Source organism: Kitasatospora sp. NBC_00315 (genome assembly GCF_041435095.1).
GTDB lineage: Bacteria > Actinomycetota > Actinomycetes > Streptomycetales > Streptomycetaceae > Kitasatospora.
In genome coordinates this window covers 2,655,036-2,673,152 of the sequence record NZ_CP108025.1, presented here as the reverse complement: position 1 = coordinate 2,673,152, position 18,117 = coordinate 2,655,036, and the positions used below count along the sequence as shown (strand labels likewise).

The 18,117-nt window shown below is 73.7% G+C and carries 13 protein-coding genes, 1 tRNA gene and 1 pseudogene; 7 read left to right on the top strand and 8 right to left on the bottom strand.

The window, feature by feature from the left end; all coding sequences use genetic code 11:
* The first annotated feature begins 9 nt into the window (after positions 1 to 9).
* Together OG823_RS10650 and OG823_RS10645 are read left to right on the top strand one after the other, a co-directional pair.
* Positions 10 to 1,320 (top strand): citrate synthase, encoded by a 1,311-nt coding sequence (locus OG823_RS10650; protein ID WP_371479227.1) that lies wholly within the window; start codon positions 10 to 12, stop codon positions 1,318 to 1,320.
* A 571-nt stretch (positions 1,321 to 1,891) separates the two neighbouring features.
* On the top strand, positions 1,892 to 2,611 hold the full coding sequence (locus OG823_RS10645; RefSeq protein ID WP_371479226.1) for an SDR family NAD(P)-dependent oxidoreductase: 720 nt from the start codon (positions 1,892 to 1,894) through the stop codon (positions 2,609 to 2,611).
* Between the two features lie 94 nt (positions 2,612 to 2,705).
* Here the strand turns inward: OG823_RS10645 and OG823_RS10640 are convergent, their stop codons facing one another.
* Together OG823_RS10640 and OG823_RS10635 are read right to left on the bottom strand one after the other, a co-directional pair.
* A complete protein-coding gene (locus OG823_RS10640; RefSeq protein WP_371479225.1) occupies positions 2,706 to 4,997 on the bottom strand; it encodes a heavy metal translocating P-type ATPase in 2,292 nt (763 codons plus the stop codon).
* Positions 4,998 to 5,068: 71 nt separating this feature from the next.
* Complete coding sequence (locus OG823_RS10635; RefSeq protein WP_371479224.1) at positions 5,069 to 5,287, bottom strand: heavy-metal-associated domain-containing protein; 219 nt, start codon at positions 5,285 to 5,287, stop codon at positions 5,069 to 5,071.
* A gap of 308 nt (positions 5,288 to 5,595) precedes the next feature.
* On the opposite strand from OG823_RS10635, the gene OG823_RS10630 reads away from it, so the two are divergent.
* On the top strand, positions 5,596 to 6,813 hold the full coding sequence (locus OG823_RS10630) for a PP2C family protein-serine/threonine phosphatase (protein ID WP_371479223.1): 1,218 nt from the start codon (positions 5,596 to 5,598) through the stop codon (positions 6,811 to 6,813).
* A 63-nt stretch (positions 6,814 to 6,876) separates the two neighbouring features.
* Here OG823_RS10630 and OG823_RS10625 read toward each other — a convergent pair.
* Positions 6,877 to 7,461 (bottom strand): annotated as a pseudogene (locus OG823_RS10625) (dihydroxyacetone kinase subunit DhaK); the annotation flags it as partial.
* Positions 7,462 to 9,195, bottom strand: a complete 1,734-nt coding sequence (locus OG823_RS10620; RefSeq protein ID WP_371479222.1) for a bifunctional 3'-5' exonuclease/DNA polymerase — start codon at positions 9,193 to 9,195, stop codon at positions 7,462 to 7,464.
* 263 nt (positions 9,196 to 9,458) lie between these two features.
* Between OG823_RS10620 and OG823_RS10615 the strand changes: the two genes are divergently transcribed.
* Positions 9,459 to 11,483, top strand: a complete 2,025-nt coding sequence (locus OG823_RS10615; protein WP_371479221.1) for a M3 family metallopeptidase — start codon at positions 9,459 to 9,461, stop codon at positions 11,481 to 11,483.
* Between the two features lie 198 nt (positions 11,484 to 11,681).
* On the opposite strand, the gene OG823_RS10610 is transcribed toward OG823_RS10615, so the two are convergent.
* A complete protein-coding gene (locus tag OG823_RS10610; protein WP_371479220.1) occupies positions 11,682 to 12,335 on the bottom strand; it encodes a TetR family transcriptional regulator in 654 nt (217 codons plus the stop codon).
* A 236-nt stretch (positions 12,336 to 12,571) separates the two neighbouring features.
* Between OG823_RS10610 and OG823_RS10605 the strand changes: the two genes are divergently transcribed.
* Entirely contained in the window at positions 12,572 to 13,813 is a 1,242-nt protein-coding gene (locus OG823_RS10605; RefSeq protein ID WP_371479219.1) for an acyl-CoA dehydrogenase family protein, read from the top strand.
* Positions 13,814 to 13,871: 58 nt separating this feature from the next.
* Here OG823_RS10605 and OG823_RS10600 read toward each other — a convergent pair whose 3' ends face one another.
* Positions 13,872 to 14,447, bottom strand: coding sequence for a hypothetical protein (locus OG823_RS10600; protein WP_371479218.1), 576 nt, complete (start codon positions 14,445 to 14,447; stop codon positions 13,872 to 13,874).
* Positions 14,448 to 14,566: 119 nt separating this feature from the next.
* On the opposite strand from OG823_RS10600, the gene OG823_RS10595 reads away from it, so the two are divergent.
* Complete coding sequence (locus OG823_RS10595; RefSeq protein WP_371479217.1) at positions 14,567 to 15,361, top strand: phytanoyl-CoA dioxygenase family protein; 795 nt, start codon at positions 14,567 to 14,569, stop codon at positions 15,359 to 15,361.
* An 81-nt stretch (positions 15,362 to 15,442) separates the two neighbouring features.
* Here the strand turns inward: OG823_RS10595 and OG823_RS10590 are convergent, their stop codons facing one another.
* A complete protein-coding gene (locus OG823_RS10590) occupies positions 15,443 to 16,252 on the bottom strand; it encodes an enoyl-CoA hydratase/isomerase family protein (protein ID WP_371479216.1) in 810 nt (269 codons plus the stop codon).
* Positions 16,253 to 16,601: 349 nt separating this feature from the next.
* Positions 16,602 to 16,677, bottom strand: a tRNA-Arg gene (locus OG823_RS10585).
* Between the two features lie 753 nt (positions 16,678 to 17,430).
* On the opposite strand from OG823_RS10585, the gene OG823_RS10580 reads away from it, so the two are divergent.
* Positions 17,431 to 18,093 (top strand): single-stranded DNA-binding protein, encoded by a 663-nt coding sequence (locus tag OG823_RS10580; protein WP_371479215.1) that lies wholly within the window; start codon positions 17,431 to 17,433, stop codon positions 18,091 to 18,093.
* Positions 18,094 to 18,117 lie beyond the last annotated feature (24 nt).

Below are 18,117 nucleotides of genomic sequence, written 5' to 3'. Positions count from 1 at the left end.
ATTTCGTCGGTGAGGAAGAGCGTGAGCGAGAACAGTCCAGACGCTGTAGTACTGCGGTACCAGGGCGGCGAGTACGAGTACCCCGTCGTCCCGAGCACTGCGGGCAACGCCGGCTTCGACATCTCGAAGCTGCTCCCGCAGACCGGCCTGGTGACCCTGGACAACGGCTTCGGCAACACCGCCGCCTACAAGTCCGCGATCACCTTCGTGGACGGCGACAACGGCATCCTGCGCTACCGCGGTTACCCGATCGAGCAGCTGGCCGAGCAGGGCAGCTTCATCGAGACCGCGTACCTCCTGATCAACGGCGAGCTGCCGAACGCCGACCAGCTGGCGGTCTTCAGCAACGAGATCACCCAGCACACCCTGTTGCACGAGGACGTCAAGCGCTTCTACCAGGGCTTCCCCCGGGACGCGCACCCGATGGCGATGCTGTCCTCGGTGGTCGGCGCGCTGTCGACGTTCTACCAGGACAGTCACAACCCGTTCGACGCCGGCCAGCGCCACCTGTCGACCGTCCGTCTGCTGGCGAAGCTGCCGACCATCGCGGCCTACGCCTACAAGAAGTCGGTCGGCCAGCCGTTCGTCTACCCGCGCAACGACCTCGGCTACGTCGAGAACTTCCTGCGGATGACCTTCGCCGTCCCCGCCGAGGACTACGAGCTCAACCCGGTCGTGGTGAACGCGCTCGACAAGCTGCTGATCCTGCACGCGGACCACGAGCAGAACTGCTCGACCTCCACGGTGCGCCTGGTCGGGTCCAGCCACGCCAACCAGTTCGCCTCGATCTCGGCGGGCATCTCGGCGCTCTGGGGCCCGCTGCACGGCGGCGCCAACCAGGCCGTGCTGGAGATGCTGGAGCAGATCCAGAAGGACGGCGGCGACGTCGACTCCTTCATCCGCAAGGTGAAGAACCGCGAGGACGGCGTGAAGCTCATGGGCTTCGGGCACCGCGTGTACAAGGCCTTCGACCCGCGCGCCGCCGTGGTCAAGGGCCTCGCGCACGACGTCCTGGCCCAGCTCGGCAAGTCCGACGAGCTGCTGGAGATCGCGCTGAAGCTGGAGGAGCACGCGCTCAACGACGACTTCTTCGTCTCGCGCAAGCTCTACCCGAACGTGGACTTCTACACCGGCCTGATCTACCGCGCCATGGGCTTCCCGACCAGCATGTTCACCGTGCTGTTCGCCCTCGGCCGGCTGCCGGGCTGGATCGCCCACTGGCACGAGATGATCAACGACCCGACGAGCCGTATCGGCCGCCCGCGTCAGATCTACACCGGTACCGAGATCCGCGACTACGTCGGTCTCGACGCGCGCTGAGCAACGCCCGCCGGTACCGCAGGGGCCCGGTCGTCGTCACTCGTTCCCGAGTGGCTGCGGCCGGGCCCCTGTGCGTGTGTTCGATTCTGAACGTGTGTCCGAAGGGTCGGCGCACCCGGAGCGGCGCCGCTCCGTTCGGCGCACGACGTCCGGGGGCGGCTGCGGTCAGGGGCGGCCGCTCAAAGCGCCCCTGACCCGCCACGCCCCCGGCGTCGTGCGCGAAGACCGCCGACCAGCGGCGATCGTCCCGGGGCCCGCCGGAGCCCCGTCGGCGGCAGCCGGAGCCGCGCGGTGGCGCGACGGGAAAACGCCCCGCCGTCGCGCGCCGAAAACTGCCGCACTACAAAGCTAAGACGTATCAGCCCTCACAAAGTTACGGCTGGGGGGTGTGAGCTGTCTCTCGCCACGCTCCGTAGGCGCCCGATGGCAGCCTCATATCACATCATCCACCGCGCGCGACGTCACCCTCCCCGCAGCCACGGCGACCCAGCGTGATAGGAATCGTGGCATTCCGGTACGGACCGCCCGCGCGTCGACAGCGCGGTGGCCGGGCCGGGGAGGGAGTGCGCAGATGGCCAGGAACGTCGTCGTCACCGGTGGTGGTACCGGCATCGGGTACGAGATCGCGCGGAGATTCGCCGAAGCGGGCGACGAGGTCGTGATCGTGGGGCGCCGTCGGGCCGTCCTGGAGCAGGCCGCCGCCGCCCTGGGCCCGACCGTGACCCCACTCGTCTGCGACCTCGCCGACCCGGACGCCGTCGAGCACGCGCTCGCCGAACTGCCGGCCGGGATCGACGTCCTGGTCAACAACGCGGGCAGCCGTGAGACGGTGCCCGGCGCCGGCCCGCACGCGCTGCTGGCCCGCTGGCGCGGCGACTTCGAGCGCAACGTGCTGACCGTGGTCCTGCTCACCGAGTCCGTGCGCGACCGGCTCACCCAGGGCGCCGGCCGGGTGGTCACGGTCAGCTCGATCGCCGCCCTGCGCGGCGCCGGCTCGTACGGCGCCGCCAAGGCGTCGCTGCACGCCTGGAACCACTTCCTGGCGGCCCAGCTCGGCCCCTCCGGCATCACGGCCAACATCGTCGCGCCCGGAACGGTGGCCGGCACCGAGTTCTTCGGGCCCAGGCTGGACGAGGCGGAGGTCGCCCGCCGGGCCTCCCGGACGCTGCTCGGCCGGATCGGCGAGACCGGGGAGGTGGCGGCCGCGGTGCAGTTCCTGGCCTCCGCCGAGGCGGGTTTCATCACCGGCGAGATCCTCCACCTCAACGGCGGGGAACTGCTCGGCCGTTGAGCCGCACGACCGCGGGCCCGCACCGGTTCTCCGGCACGGGCCCGCGGTCGCCGGTCTGCGGGTCTGCGGGTCTGCCTCCTGCGGTCCTCGGCCGTCAGGCGGCGGCCCGGAAGCGGCGCAGCCGGAGGCTGTTGGTGACCACGAAGACCGAGGAGAAGGCCATCGCGGCGCCCGCCACCACCGGGTTGAGCAGGCCGGCCGCGGCCAGCGGGATCGCCGCGACGTTGTAGGCGAAGGCCCAGAATAGGTTGCCCTTGATGGTGCCGAGCGTGCGGCGCGAGAGCCGGATGGCGTCGGCCGCCGAGCGCAGGTCGCCCCGGACCAGGGTGAGGTCACCCGCCTCGATCGCCGCGTCCGTGCCGGTGCCCATCGCCAGGCCGAGGTCGGCCTGGGCGAGCGCGGCCGCGTCGTTGACGCCGTCGCCGACCATGGCCACCGAGCGGCCCTCGGCCTGCAGCCTCCGCACGGTGGCGACCTTCTCCTCGGGGAGCACCTCGGCGATCACGTCCGCCGGGTCGATGCCGACCTCGGCCGCGACCGCCTCGGCGACCCTCCGGTTGTCACCGGTGAGCAGCACCGGCCGCAGGCCCAGGGCGCGCAGTTCGGCGATCGCCCGGGCGCTGGTGGGCTTCACCGTGTCGGCGATCTCCAGGACGGCCCGGGCCTCGCCGTCCCAGCCCACCGCGACCGCGGTGCGCCCGGCCGCCTCGGCCGCCTCGACGGCCTCGGCGAGGACGGGTGGCAGGGACTGTGCGAGATCGGCCAGCAGGGCCGTCCGGCCGGCGGTCACGGCGTGGCCCTCGACCACGCCCCGCACGCCCAGGCCGGGAACGCTCCGGAAGTCCTCGACGGCCGGCAGCGTGCCCGACCGCTCCGCGGCCGCGGTGGCGATCGCCCGGGCGATCGGGTGCTCGGAGGCGTGCTCCAGTGCGCCGGCCAGCCGCAGTGCCTGCGCCGCGTCGACGCCGGCCGCGGTGTGCACGGCGGTGAGGGCCATGCTGCCGGTGGTGACGGTGCCGGTCTTGTCCAGCACGACGGTGTCCACCCTGCGGGTGGTCTCCAGCACCTCGGGGCCCTTGATCAGGATGCCGAGCTGGGCGCCCCGGCCGGTGCCCACCATCAGCGCGGTTGGTGTGGCCAGCCCCAGCGCGCAGGGGCACGCGATGATCAGGACGGCCACGGCGGCGGTGAAAGCCTCGGTGGGGCTGTTGCTCACCAGCAGCCAGCCGACCAGGGTGGCCAGGGCGATCAGGATGACGACGGGCACGAACACCGCCGAGATGCGGTCGGCCAGGCGCTGGGCCGCGGCCTTGCCGTTCTGCGCCTCCTCGACCAGTCTGGCCATCCGGGCCAGGCTGGTGTCGGCGCCGACCCGGGTGGCTTCGACCACGAGGCGTCCGCCGGCGTTGACCGTGGCGCCGGTGACCCGGTCCCCCACCGTCACCTCGACCGGGACGGACTCGCCGGTCAGCATCGAGGCGTCCACGGCGGAGGCGCCCTCGACCACCAGGCCGTCGGTGGCGATCTTCTCGCCGGGGCGCACCACGAAGCGGGTGCCGACGGTCAGCCGCCCGACCGGCAGCCGCACCTCGCGGCCGCCCTGGAGGACGGTGACGTCCTTGGCCCCGAGGTCGAGCAGGGCGTGCAGGGCGGCTCCGGCCCGTCGCTTGGAGCGGGCCTCCAGCCAGCGCCCGAGCAGGATCAGCACGGTGACGGCGGCGGCGGTCTCCAGGTAGAGCGTGGACGAGGCGTCGCCGCGGCCGACCGCGAGGGAGAAATCGTGCCGCATGCCGGTCATGCCGGCCCGGCCGAGGAACAGCGCCCAGACCGACCAGCCGAAGGCAGCCAGGGTGCCGAGCGAGACCAGGGTGTCCATGGTGGCGGCGCCGTGCCGCAGGTTGGTCCAGGCGGCACGGTGGAAGGGCAGGCCGCCGTACACGACGACCGGGCCGGTCAGCGCGAACGCGAGCCACTGCCAGTTGTCGAACTGCAGCGCCGGGATCATCGAGAGCAGTACCACCGGGACGGTCAGCACCGCGCTGATCACCAGGCGCTCACGGAGCGGATCGGGGGTGGCCGTGGTCGGCTCGCCGGCGTCCCGGGCGGCGGGTGGTGCGGGCGGTGCGGGTGGTGCGGCGGTGTATCCGGTGCGCTCCACGGTGGCGATGAGATCGGCCACGCTCACGCCGGGGCCGAAGTCGACCCTGGCCCGCTCGGTGGCGAAGTTCACGACCGCCTGGACGCCGTCCATCCGGTTGAGCTTCTTCTCGATCCGGGCCGCGCAGGAGGCGCAGGTCATTCCGCCGATCGAGAGCTCGACGCGTTCGCCCGCCGGGGGTGCGGCCGGCGCGGCGGGGGTGGTGGCGCCGGGGGTGGTGGTGCTCATCTCGTCCTCCTCCTGGTACGGAGCGTACGGCGGGGCCGGGGGATGCGACGGCCCCGCCGTACCCCGGGGGGTCAGGCCGAGCGGCCGACGAGCTCGTAGCCCGCCTCGTCGACGGCGGCGCGGACCCGGGCGTCGTCCAGCGGGTCGGCCGAGGACACCGTCACCGTCCCGGCCTTGGCGTCGGCGGCCACCTCCGTGACGCCGGGGATGGCGGAGACCTCGGTGCTGACCGACTTCTCGCAGTGACCGCAGCTCATACCGGTGACGCTGTACGTGATGGTGTTGGACATCGGGACCTCCGGGAGGTGGATCCACGGGCCTTGGCCCGTGCTCGCTCTGTCTGCTTCTGTCTGTTCACAACACGATACCCCCACCGGGTATTCCGGATGCTGGGGGAGGGTGCCGCCGGCCGCACCGGGAGGGCGGCTCGATTGCCGAGGGTATGTGCCCGGGCACGTTCCGTCCGGATCCCGGCCGGAGAGCCGCGAAACGGCGCGTCGCCGAGCCGGAGCGCCGCCCGCGCGCCGCACCTGCCGGGCGGCCGGTGGGCCCGAGGAGTCGCGGGCGGGTGGGTAGATCGTCCGCTATGTTCGGTTACGTGCCCAGGACCCGTCGCGCCCAGTCTCCCGTGGACCTGAAGGCTGCCGGTGCCCCCGCACGGCGCCGGCGCAGCGCCCTGCAGGCGGTGGACCTCCAGGACATCTCCTGGATGCGGCGGGCCACCCCGGCGCTGGTCGCCATGTTCCTGGTGGCGCTGGCCGACCTGCTCTCCGGCAAGGACCGCTATCTGGCCCCGCTGATGACGGTCGTCCCCTCGGTCGCCGCCCTCACGCTCCGGCCGCGCGAGCTGCTGCTGATCTGCTCCCTCGGGCTGGTCACCGTCTTCGGCCTGAGCCACTACGACGAGGTCGACAACGTCAACGACAACCGCTTCCTCTTCGGCGCGATGGTCAGCTACGTGGTGCTGACCGCGTTCAGCGCCTGGGTGGCGAAGATCAGGATGCGCCGCGCCGCCGCCTTCGCCGCCGTCAGTTCGGTCGCCGAGGCCGCCCAGCGCGCCCTGCTGCGGCTGCCCGGTCCCGCGGTCGGCCCGCTGCGGCTGGCGGTCCGGTACGCCTCCGCCGCCGACGAGGCCCGGATCGGCGGGGACCTCTACTCGGTGCTGGAGACGCCGCACGGCACCCGGGTGCTGGTCGGCGACGTGCGGGGCAAGGGCCTGGGCGCGGTGCAGACCGCCGCCGTCGTCCTGGGTGCGTTCCGGGAGGCCGCCTACGACGAGGGGCGGCTGCCCGGGGTGGCGGCCCGGATCGAGGCGAGTGTGGAGCGGCACGTGCCGGACGGCGACTTCACCACCGCGCTCTTCGTGGAGTTCCGCACGCCCGGGGCGGTCGAGCTGCTGCACTACGGGCACGTGCCGCCGGTGCAGGTCACGGGGGACGGCGCGGTGCTCGTGCTGGAGTCCCCCGACCCCTGGGTCCCGCTGGGGCTCGGGTGGCTGGCACCGGGCGAACCGCGCAGCTGGCACCTGCCCTTCGACCGCAGCGACGTGCTGGTGCTCTGCACCGACGGCGTCGTCGAGGCCCGCCACCACAGCACCGGGGTCTTCTACCCGCTGGCCGAACGGGTCGGCCCGCTGGTGCGCGGTGCGGCGCGCTCGCCGGCCGAGCTGGAGGCCGCGGTCGCCCGGCTCTACGCCGACCTGCTGCGGCACACCGGCGGTGAGCTCGGGGACGACGCCCTGCTGCTGCTGATCAGCCGGACGGACGGGAGGGCCGGCGAGGGCGCCGCACCGGAGCGGGCCGGGCTGCCGGTCTGAACCCGCGGCTGCCGGGCTGAACCCGCGGTGGCCGGGCTGAATTCCGCAGCGCCCCGAGCGGCGTCAGATCGGCCGGGTGGCGTCCGCCAGAGCCCGGAACAGCAGGGCGGTGGAGGTGGCTCCCGGGTCCTGGTGGCCGATGCTGCGCGGGCCGAGGTAGGAGGCCCGGCCCTTGCGGGCCTGGAGCGCGACGGTGTCGCGCATGCCCTGTTCGGCCGCGTCGGCGGCGCCCGAGGCCGCGTCCGCCAGACCCGCCCCGCCGTCGACGGCCTGCTCGAAGGCGGCCAGCGCGGGGGTGTACGCGTCCACCATCGTGGCGACCGCGAAGGACCGGGAGGCCGCGTTGACGCGCTCGCCCAGCGCGGCGACCGCGTCCAGCCCGCCGCCGCGCTCCGCCAGCGCGCCCGCGATCTTCTCGACCAGGACGGTGGCCCCGGTGCCGCGGCGCCCGGCCGTTGCGGTGGAAGCGCCGACCGCGACGTCGTCGTCGACCAGCACGGTGCGGACCTCGATGCCCTCCTCGGTGGCGAGCTCCGCGGCCAGCCGGAAGTTCATCACGTCGCCGGTGTAGTTCTTCACCACGAACACCACCCCGGCTCCCGTCCCGACGGCGCGGGCGGCCGCGAGCATCTGGTCGGGCACGGGGGCTCACTTGGCGTCGGCGTAGCAGTCGACGATCGCGGTGGTGAGCGGGAAACGGACCGGGGTGTCGCCGAAGACCAGGGCGCGGGCCTCCTCGGCGGCCTCCTCGACGGCGGCGGCCACCTGGTCGGCGAGGTTGGCCGGGGTGTGCACCACCACCTCGTCGTGCTGGAAGAACACCAGGTGCGGGCGGTCGCCGGGGCCCGCCTCCAGGACGGCCAGCCGACGGCGCAGCGCCGCCAGCAGGGCCAGCGCCCAGTCGGCCGCGCTGGCCTGGATGACGAAGTTGCGGGTGAACCGGCCCCGGGCGCGGGCCGAGCGGCCCCCGGTGTCGGCCGTACTGTCCGGATCCTCGGTGAGGTCCAGCCAGTCGGAGGACGGCGGCGGGCAGATCCGGCCGAGCCGGGAGCCGACCACACCGCCGTCCTCACCGGTGCGGGCCGCCGCCTCCACGTACCCCATCGCGGCCGGGTAGCGCCGGCGCAGGGTGGCGAGCAGCGGGCCGATGTCGCCGCTGGTCTGCCCGTACATCGCGCCGAGCAGGCCGAGCTTGGCCTTGGCCCGGTCCCCCTGGAAGGCGGTCGCGGCGAGCGCGGCGTAGAGGTCGCCCTCGGCGGCGCTGCGGGCCAGGCCGGCGTCCTGGGAGAGGGCGGCCAGCACCCGCGGTTCGAGCTGGGCGGCGTCCGCGACCACCAGCAGCCAGCCGGGGTCGGCGACCACCGCGCCGCGAAGGACGCGCGGGATCTGGAGTGCGCCGCCGCCCCGGCTCGCCCAGCGTCCCGACACCACACCGCCGACCACGTACTCGGGCCGGAACCGGCCGCCGCGTGCCCAGGCGTCCTGCCACGCCCAGCCGTGGGCGGCGTGGATCCGGGACAGCTCCTTGTAGCGGATCAGCAGCGCCGCCGCCGGGTGGTCGACCCCGCGCAGCTCCCAGGAGCGGGTGGAGCCCAGGTGGACGCCCTGGTCGGCGAAGGCACGCAGCACCTGGGTGTGCGAGTCGGGATTGAACGGCCGCCCGCCGAGGGCCCGCTGGAGCTCGGCGGCGAGTTCGGCCAGGCGCCAGGGCTGGGCGCCGGGGATCTGCGGGCGGGGACCGAGCAGTTCGGTCAGCATCGCGTCGTGGACGTCCGTGCGCCAGGGCAGACCGTCGTACGCCATCTCGGCGGCGATCAGCGCACCGGCCGACTCGGCGGCGGCGAGCAGGCGGAAGCGGGCGGCCGCGGGGGCCCCGGCGATGGCCGGCGCCGCGCCGGGAGGTTCGGCGACGGCCCGGATCCGGCGCAGCTGGTCGGCGTGCACGGCGACGACGGCCTGGAGCGGGTCGGTGGCGGGCGGGAGTTGCAGACGGTCCGGGGCGAACAGGGTGTCCTGGTCGTCGGGGCCCGCCGACTCCGGCAGGTCGGGCGGCACCGGGAGGCGGTGCAGCCTGGCCCAGGCGGCGCCCAGCGAGCGGGGCCGCCCGAACAGGCCCTCCTGGGTCAGCAGCAGGGCCTCCACCAGGCGCAGGTCGTGGCAGCGAGCCAGCCGGTCGGGGAGCCGCGGCAGCAGCGGGACGTACGCGCTGTCCGTGCAGGCCCAGACCCATCGGGGGTGGGAGGCGCCCTCGTGGTCGGCCACGGCGGCGGCGAGATCGGCCGCGTGGACGGCCGGACCGAGCGGCGCACCGGCGTCGTCCAGGGGCTGGAGGCGGCCGCCGGGACCGTGCGGGTCGGGGGCCAGGGCGATCCGGGGTGGCACGGGGTCTTCTCTCGCTGCTGGGCGCCGGGCGCTGGCTGCCGGGCACCACGGTGGTGTGTTCGACAGTAGCGGCGGGGTCCGACAGTGCGGGTGAGGCGCGGGCCGGCCGCGGAGGACCGGCGGCGCCGGGTGCGCGGGGCGACGGGTGCGCGGGCGGAGCGCCCCGGCGCACCGGCTGCCGCGTCCCGTCCGCGGCGGTCGTCCGCTGACCGACCGTCGGCTGCCCGTAGGCAGCGCGAACGGCACCGGCTAGGGTCGGCGGGATGACCGAGAATCCCTTCTTCGAGCCCAGCACCCTGGTCTACGAACTCCCGCCCTTCGCCGAGATCCGGCAAGAGCACTACCTGCCCGCCTTCGAGCGCGGCATGGCCGACCAGCTCGCCGAGATCGCGGCGATCACGGCCGGCCCGCAGGCTCCGACCTTCGACAACACCCTCGTGGCGCTGGAGCGTTCCGGCGCCCTGCTGCGGCGGGTCGGCGCCGTCTTCCACAACCAGAGCTCCGCCGACACCGACGACGCCCTGGACGCGCTGGACGCGGAGATCAGCCCCCGGCTCGCCGCCCACCGGGACGCCGTCCACCTGGACGGCGCGCTCTTCGCCCGGATCGAGGCCCTGTACGAGCGCCGCGCGACACTCGGCCTGGACCCGCAGGCGCTGCGGCTGCTCGAGCGCCACCACACCCGCTTCGTGCGGGCCGGCGCCCGGCTCGGCCCCGCCGAGCAGGCCCGGTTGCGCGAGTTGAACGGTGAACTCGCCTCCGCCTCGACGGCGTTCCAGCAGAACGTCGCGGCCGACACCCGGGCCCGGGCGCTGGTGCTGGACGGCGTCGAGCAGCTCGACGGGCTGTCGGCGGACGCCGTCGCGGCCGCGGCCGAGAACGGCCGGGCGCTCGGCCACGACGGCGCTCACGTGCTCAGCCTGAAGAACTTCTCCAACCAGACCGAGCTGGCCTCGCTCACCGACCGCTCCGTGCGCGAGCGCCTGCTGGCGGCCTCGCTCGGCCGCGCGGTGGAGAGCAACGGCCCGTTGGCGATCCGGATGGCCGGGCTGCGGGCGGAGCGGGCCGCGCTGCTCGGCCACCCGAGCCACGCGGCGTACGTGGTCGAGGACGAGACCGCGGGCAGCGTCGCGGCGGTCGACGCGCTGCTCGCCCGGATGGTGGCGCCGGCGGTGGCCAACGCCGAGCGGGAGGCCGCCCTGCTGGCGAAGGCGGCCGAGGCCGACGGGATCACCGAGATCGGCGCGCACGACTGGGCGTACTACGCGGAGAAGGTCCGGCAGACGTCCTACGACGTGGACGCGGCGGCGCTGCGCCCGTACTTCGAGCTGGAGCGGGTGCTGCACGACGGGGTGTTCTTCGCGGCCGGCCTGGCGTACGGGCTGACCTTCACCGAGCGGCCGGATCTGGTGGGCTACCACCCCGACGCCCGAGTCTTCGAGGTGTTCGAGGAGGACGGCGGCTCGCTGGGCCTGTTCCTGGGGGACTTCCACGCCCGGGCCTCCAAGCGCGGCGGTGCCTGGATGGACGAACTGGTCTCGCAGTCGGAGCTGCTGGGCCGGCGCCCGGTGGTGCTGAACAACCTCAACATCGCCCGTCCGGCCCCCGGCGAGCCGGTGCTGCTCACCTGGGACGAGGTGCGCACGCTCTTCCACGAGTTCGGCCACGCGCTGCACGGGCTGTTCTCGGCCGTGCGCTACCCGTTGTTCGCCGGCACCGAAGTGCCCAGGGACTTCGTCGAGTTCCCCTCCCAGGTCAACGAGATGTGGATGACCTGGCCCGCCGTGCTGGCCAACTACGCCAAACACCACGTCACGGGGGAGCCGCTGCCGGCCGAACTGGTCGAGCGGATGAGTGCCGCGGAGGGCTTCGGGCAGGGCTTCCGGACGGTGGAGTACCTGGCCGCGGCCCTGCTCGACTGGGCCTGGCACACCATCCCGGCGGGCCTGCCGATCGACGACGCGCAGGAGTTCGAGGCCCAGGCGCTGGCGAAGGCCGGTCTGACGTCGGTGGCGGTGCCGCCGCGCTACCGCACCACCTACTTCAACCACATCTTCTCGAACGACTACAGCGCCGGGTACTACGCCTACGTCTGGTCCGAGGTGCTCGACGCCGAGACCGTGGAGTGGTTCCGCGGCAACGGGCGCGGCGTGCGTGAGAGCGGGGAGATCTTCCGGGCCGAACTGCTCTCCCGGGGCGGCAGCGTGGACGCGATGGAGTGCTTCCGCGCGGTGGTCGGGCGTGACCCGCTGCCCGGCCCGCTGCTGGCCCGGCGGGGTCTGGCCTGACCGGACCGGGGTCCGCCGCCGCCTTGGCGGGCCCCGGCGTCCGGCGGCTCAGCGTCCGGCGGCTCGGCGGGCTGCGGCCGTGACCGCGGTGCTCGTACCGGACGCATCCTGGATCTCCCGCGGCCGACGGCGAGGGTGAGCGCCGATGGCGCCGGACGTCCCCGCCCCACAGCTGACCTCCCTGCCCCACAGTGGAGTTCAGTCGGCCGGAGTGGCGCTCTCGGCCGTCGGGACGGCCGGCATGGTGGCGCCGGGCAGATCCGAGGCGGCGGCGAGGCGGCCCCAGAGGAGGTCGGCCAGCACCTGGACCATCCGGGGGCGCGGGCACGGCCCGGTCTCCAGCCACCAGTCGCCGGCCGCCAGCACCATGCCGGTGATGGCGCGGCCCCAGGCCTCGGAGAGCAGCTCCGCCTCCGGCCCGAGATCGACCTGGTGCAGCACCGCGTCGGTGATCTCCTGGGCGATCTGCCGCAGGGCCGGTGCCAGGGCGTTGCCGGCCCCGGTCGGATCGCCGGTCTCGGGGTGGGTGAGCAGGCGGTAGACCTGTGGACGGGACTCGATGCCCGCGAGGTAGGTGTCCAGGACGTGCTCGACGCGGTCACGCCGCTCCAGCGGTTCGTTCAGCGCGGCCCGCACGGCGGCCAGCAGCCCCCCGGTGTGGCGTTCGGTGAGTGCGCGGATGAGGCCGGTACGGTCGCCGAAGTGCCGGTACAGGATCGGCTTGGTGATGCCGGCCTCGGCGGCGATGGCGTTCATGCTCGCGCCCGGGCCCTCGCGCTGGACGACCCGGTCGGCGGCGTTCAGCAGTTGTTCCCTGCGGGGCTCGCCGGAGGTGGCGGGGGCGGGCGGCACGGGCGGCTCCTGGCGGGGGTTCGGTGGCCGGCTTCGGGGTGGGCGTTGACATTTCCTACGTATCAGTAGCAGACTCCCAGCGATGTTACCGGCGGTAACACACCTCCGACACCCCTTGGTGAGACCCGAACCCCGGCATCGTCCTGCACCCCGGTGCCCAATCCCCGCGGCGCCACTTCCCGCAGCTCCACCCGCCGCGGCACCACTCCCCGCGGACCTCTTCGACCGGAGGCACCATGAGCACCTTCTCGCTGGACCCGGGCACCGACCAGCTCGCCGTGCGCGACTGGCTGCACGGCTTCGCCGCCGACGTGATGCGCCCGGCCGCGGCCGAGTGGGACGAGCGCGAGGAGACGCCCTGGCCGATCATCCAGGAGGCGGCCAGACTCGGCATCTACTCGCTGGACTTCTACGCCCAGCAGTACTTCGACCCCTCGGGTGTCGGCATCCCGATCGCGATGGAGGAGCTGTTCTGGGGCGACGCCGGCATCGGGCTGTCGATCGTCGGGACCACACTCGCGGCCGTGGCCGTCCTCGCCAACGGCACCGACGAGCAGATCGGCACCTGGGCGCCGCAGATGTTCGGCACGCCCGACGACGTCAAGGTCGCCGCGTTCTGCTCCTCCGAGCCGGACGCGGGCTCGGACGTCTCGGCGCTGCGCACCCGGGCCGTCCACGACGAGGCCAAGGACGAGTGGGTGCTCAACGGCACCAAGACCTGGGCCACCAACGGCGGCATCGCCTCCGTGCACGTGGTGGTGGCGACGGTGGATCCCGCGCTCGGGGCCCGTGGGCAGGCCTCCTTCGTGATCCCGCCGGACACCCCCGGCCTGTCGCAGGGGCAGAAGTTCAAGAAGCACGGAATCCGTGCCTCGCACACCGCCGAGGTGGTGCTGGACGACGTCCGGATCCCGGGGCACTGCCTGCTCGGCGGCAAGGAGAAGCTGGACGAGCGGCTCGCCCGGGCCCGCGAGCGGGCGGCCGGCACCGGCACCCCCAGCAGGACCGGTTCGGTCAAGAACGCCGCCATGGCCACCTTCGAGGCGTCCCGCCCCGCCGTCGGCGCGCAGGCCATCGGCATCGCCAGGGCCGCGTACGAGGTCGCGCTCGACTACGCGAAGACCCGGGTGCAGTTCGGCCGGCCGATCATCGACAACCAGGGTGTCGCGTTCACCCTGGCCGACATGAAGACCCGGATCGACGCCTCCCGGCTGCTGGTCTGGCGGGCCTCCTGGATGGCGGCCAACCAGCAGCCGTTCACCTCGGCCGAGGGCTCGATGTCCAAGCTGTACGCGGGTGAGACGGCGAAGTGGGTGACGGCGCAGGCGATGCAGATCCTCGGTGGCAACGGCTACACCCGGGAGTACCCGGTGGAGCGGATGCACCGGGACAGCGCCATCTACTCGATCTTCGAGGGGACGAGCGAGATCCAGCGCCTGGTGATCGCCCGGACCATCTCGGGGATGCCGATCCGCTGACCGGGGCCGGGCGGTCCGCCCCGGTGGCCCGGCCCCGGTCAGCGGGCCGGGCCGGCGGTCAGCGCGCCGACCAGAAGGTCAGGCCGGCGGTCAGCGCGCCGACCGCCGCGCCGGCGAGGGTCTGCGCCCTCGTGTGGTCCCGGAGCACCACGCGGGACCATCCGATGACCGCCACCAACGGGTAGAGCAGCAGCCACCACGGTCCGAGCGCGATCGCCAGGCAGGCCACCGCGCCGCTCGCCACGGCGGTGTGGATGGAGATCTTCCACCAGACGGTGATCACCATGATCGGCACCAGCGAGGCGAACATCGCCAGCACCATGGCGGTCATGTCGGCCGGTGCGTCCAGCCGGAGCATCACGGCGAAGCTGGTGAGCACCGAGAGCATGATGAAGGGGATCACCACCAGCCGGCGCTTGCGCTGGCCGACGTGCCGGTCCTCCCACCGGCCCCGACGCATGCCCCGCCGGATGAACCAGGTCGGCACGACGGCCGCGAACAGCGCGGCGAAGGCGGCCCACCCGAGACCGGACCAGCCGTAGCGCAGGCCACCGACCAGCGGCAGCACCGCGATGATCACGTTCTTGGGCTCGACCCCGTCGGTGACCCGCCGGGCCCAGGCGGTCTCGGTCATCGGGCTCTCCAGCGGCAGTCGGATCAGGTTGCCCGCCGATCCTACAAGTCGGCGGCGACCCCTCCGTCGGGGCCGAATATCGGTGGCCGACCGCTCGCGACCTGGACGAGACTGCGCCAATGAGCGACGTGCTGACGCAACAGCAGATCGAGCGGTTCACCGAGGACGGTTACCTGCACCTCGAAGGGGCCTTCCCGCGTGAGCTGGCCGAGGCCGGCCGGGCACTGCTCTGGGAGCGGACCGGGCTCGACCCGTCCGACCGGACGACGCGGACCAAGCCGGTGGTCAGGCTCGGCGGCTACGCGGACGAGCCGTTCCGGCTGGCCGCCAACACCCCGGTCCTGCACGGTGCGTTCGACCAGCTGGTGGGCAGGGGGCGGTGGCTCCCACGGACCGGCCTGGGCACCTTCCCGGTCCGGTTCCCACACCCGGACGATCCGGGCGACGCCGGCTGGCACGTCGAGGGCAGCTATCTTCCGGACGGCGCCCACTGGTACTGGACCAACCTGCGCTCGCGCGGCCGGGCGCTGCTGATGCTCTTCCTCTTCTCGGACGTCGGCGAGGACGAGGCGCCGACCCGGATCAAGGCCGGCTCGCACCTGGACGTGCCGCGGTTCCTGCTGCCGGTCGGCGAGGACGGGATGAACGGCCTGTCGCTCGCCGGCGTTCTCGACCGGGCCGGACGGCTGGACGCCCCGGACCGCCCCACGGTGCTCGCCACCGGCCGGGCGGGCGACGTCTACCTCTGTCACCCCTTCCTCGTCCACGCGGCCCAGCCGCACCGCGGCGGTGAGCCCCGCTTCATGGCCCAACCGGGCCTGGACCCGGTGGGACTGCTGGAGTTGGACCGCCCCGACGGCGACCACTCCCCGGTGGAGACGGCCGTCCGACGCGGCCTCGGCCTGGACCGCTAGAACCCGCGCCGGCCGGCCCGGACCGCGCCGACCGACGGGCGCCGGAGCGTCGCGCGTTCGGGGAGGCGCCACGGCGGTTGCTCAGAAGCGCGGTTCGCGTCGCTCCAGGAAGGCGGCCAAACCCTCACGTACGTCCGGAGCCTCGCGCGAGCGCCGCGCCCACGGCTCGATCGCCGCGGCGGCCTGCGCCGAAGGGCCGGCCAGGGCCGCCTTGACGGCCCCGATCGTCTGTGGTGAGCGCTTGGTCAGCAGCCGGGCGAACTCGACCGCCCGGTCGTCCAGTTCGGCGTCGGCGACCACCTCGTCCAGCAGCCCCAGCTCCGCAGCCCGCGTGGCGCTCACCAGTTCGCCGGAGAACAGCAGGTACTTGGCGCGCCCCGGGCCGACCAGTCGGGCCAGCCGGACGGTCGGTACCGCCGGATAGACCACGCCCAACTTGGCCGGGGTGATCCCCAGCCGGGCGCCGTCCGATCCGAAGCGCAGGTCGCAGGCGACCGCCAGCTGGCACCCGCCGCCGACACACGCCCCGTGCACCACGGCGATGGTGGGGTGCGGGAAGGCGGCCAGCGCCTCCTCGGCGACGACGTTCTCGGCGTGGTAGGCGTCGGCCCGCTCCGGGTCGCCGTACACCTCGGCGAGCTCGGCGATGTCCGCACCCGCGCTGAAGGTGCCCGCCGCGCCGGTGAGCAGCAGCGCCCGTACGCCCGGTTGTTCGGCGATCAGGTCGAGCGTCTTCGGCAGGGCCTGCCACATCGCGAGGGTGAGCGCGTTGCGCCGCTGCGGGCGGTCGAGCACCAGCACGGCGACCCCGTCCGGACCGGTGTACGCCCGCAGGCCCTCGACTCCGGCCGGCAGGGCGGTACGCCCCTGGAGCAGTGCTGATCCGGTCATCGGTACCTCCGGCGGTGGCTGGTCGTGTCCCGGACACTCTCGCAGGGCGGTCGGCCGGCGCAGCGGGTGCCCGCCTCCTGATGACGGCCCCGACGCCGGACCGGACACCCGGCCCTGGTCGGCCTGCGCCGTGCGGTCCGTCCGGCGCGCGGTCTGTTCCGTGGTCCGTCCGGCGCGGTCCGCCCGGCCGACCGGGCGATGGTGGGGGGCGGGTGGGGGACGGCGGGGGCGAGGACGGTCTGACGGGCGGTCGTGGAGCGCGAGGGGCCCGGCGGGAGTCCCGGCCGGGCCCGTGGCGCGTGTCCGGCCGGAGCCCGACGGCCCGGCGTTCCCGCAGATCGGGAGCACGTGGTGCCCCCAGCAGGATTCGAACCTGCGACCTACCGCTTAGAAGGCGGGTGCTCTATCCGCTGAGCTATGGGGGCGTGACCGGCCGACCCGGACAGGGCGTGACCGTCGCCGAGGACGAGTGGTGGATGCCTTTCGGCGCCCGGTACCCGGCCCCGGGGTGGGGGTGCGGTTGGGGGTGGCGGAACCCTTGCCCTGTTGGGGACAGGATAAGGCTGCCCGGTTCCTCCGCCGGGCCCGACGGCACCGTCAGGGGTGTGTCGGCTTCGGTTGGGCGGTCCGATAATCGCAGGTGGAGGCCGTGCGTGCAGCGGTCTGGCAGGCTCTGACGCCGGACGTTGTGCAGTCGTTACGGGGCTGTCGCCCCACCCGTTATGGATTCGGACCGAAGAAAGCACCGTTCCGGGGGCGGGTGGGGGGCCCTATTCGGGTTCCTTCGGTCGGATGACGTGGGTGGATGGCTTCCGGAGCCACTCGTTCGGGGTGTTTCGTGCGGCAGCGAACGGTCCCGGTGTTGTCATGACCCCGCAGGTAGGGGTGGGTGGCCGCCCGGGCGGGCGGCGCGCCCGGGGCCCGCCCGGGCGCCGGGAGTCGCCCCCGCGCCCGGGGTGCGCGCCCGGGCGGGGTGCCGCGCGGGGTGCCGCGCGGAGGGCGTGTCCATCACCCGTTCACCGATCCGATATTCAGCCCGTGGATTTTCGCCGGTTTTCCACAAGGCGGAGTTATCCACAGGATTTCTGATCTCACTTGTGGGGATTTTCGGTGAAGAGCACGCTCGTCTCGCACCGGTCGATTCCGTACGGTGCATCGCTGCGAACGGAGGGTGTCCTGTGAACGAGACCCTGGTGACGATGGTCGGCAATGTGGCCTCGCCGGTGACCTACGCCCGGACGACGGGCGGGGTGCCGGTGGCCAACTTCCGGCTGGTGGCCACCGAGCGCCGCTACGACCGGGTCAAGGGCGACTGGGTCGACGGCGACACCCACTGGGTGACGGTGGTCGCCTGGCGCTGGCTCGCGGCCAATCTGGTCAGCTCGTTGAGCAAGGGGGATCCGGTGGTGGTGAGCGGCCGACTGCGGGTCAGGGAGTGGGACGAGGGGGAGCGCCGCCGCAGCGCGGTGGAGATCGATGCCCGGTCGGTCGGACACGACCTGAGTCGCGGCACCTCGGCGTTCCGGTGGGCGGTCCGGAGCAAGTCGGAGCAGCAGTCGGGCGGTTCGGCGGCGCCCTGGCCGATCGGCGCTGATCCCGGGGGCGTCGAACGGGGCCCCGCCGCACTGGCCGCGGGGGGAGTGGCGGGCGGGGTGGCGGGCGTCGCCGAGGGTCTTGCCGGCGCTCCCGGAGCCGGTCGGGAGCAGCAGGGCGGGGTGCCGGAGGAGCCGCCGGTGCCCGACTGGATCGTCGCGGCGGTCGCCGCGAGGCGGGCGTCGGTGGCGGCCGAGGGGAGGTCCGCGGGTGGCCCGTCCACCGACGGGGAGGTGGCCGTCGTGTGAGCGTCAGGTGTCACATGGAGTCGT

Excerpts from the sequence above, each read along its gene's own strand:
- OG823_RS10615 (WP_371479221.1), top strand. The coding sequence starts at position 9,459 with ATGACCGAGAATCCCTTCTTCGAGCCCAGCACCCTGGTCTACGAACTC.
- OG823_RS10645 (WP_371479226.1), top strand. The coding sequence starts at position 1,892 with ATGGCCAGGAACGTCGTCGTCACCGGTGGTGGTACCGGCATCGGGTAC.
- OG823_RS10600 (WP_371479218.1), bottom strand. The coding sequence starts at position 14,447 with ATGACCGAGACCGCCTGGGCCCGGCGGGTCACCGACGGGGTCGAGCCC.
- OG823_RS10635 (WP_371479224.1), bottom strand. The coding sequence starts at position 5,287 with ATGTCCAACACCATCACGTACAGCGTCACCGGTATGAGCTGCGGTCAC.
- OG823_RS10640 (WP_371479225.1), bottom strand. The coding sequence starts at position 4,997 with ATGAGCACCACCACCCCCGGCGCCACCACCCCCGCCGCGCCGGCCGCA.
- OG823_RS10605 (WP_371479219.1), top strand. The coding sequence starts at position 12,572 with ATGAGCACCTTCTCGCTGGACCCGGGCACCGACCAGCTCGCCGTGCGC.
- OG823_RS10595 (WP_371479217.1), top strand. The coding sequence starts at position 14,567 with ATGAGCGACGTGCTGACGCAACAGCAGATCGAGCGGTTCACCGAGGAC.
- OG823_RS10590 (WP_371479216.1), bottom strand. The coding sequence starts at position 16,252 with ATGACCGGATCAGCACTGCTCCAGGGGCGTACCGCCCTGCCGGCCGGA.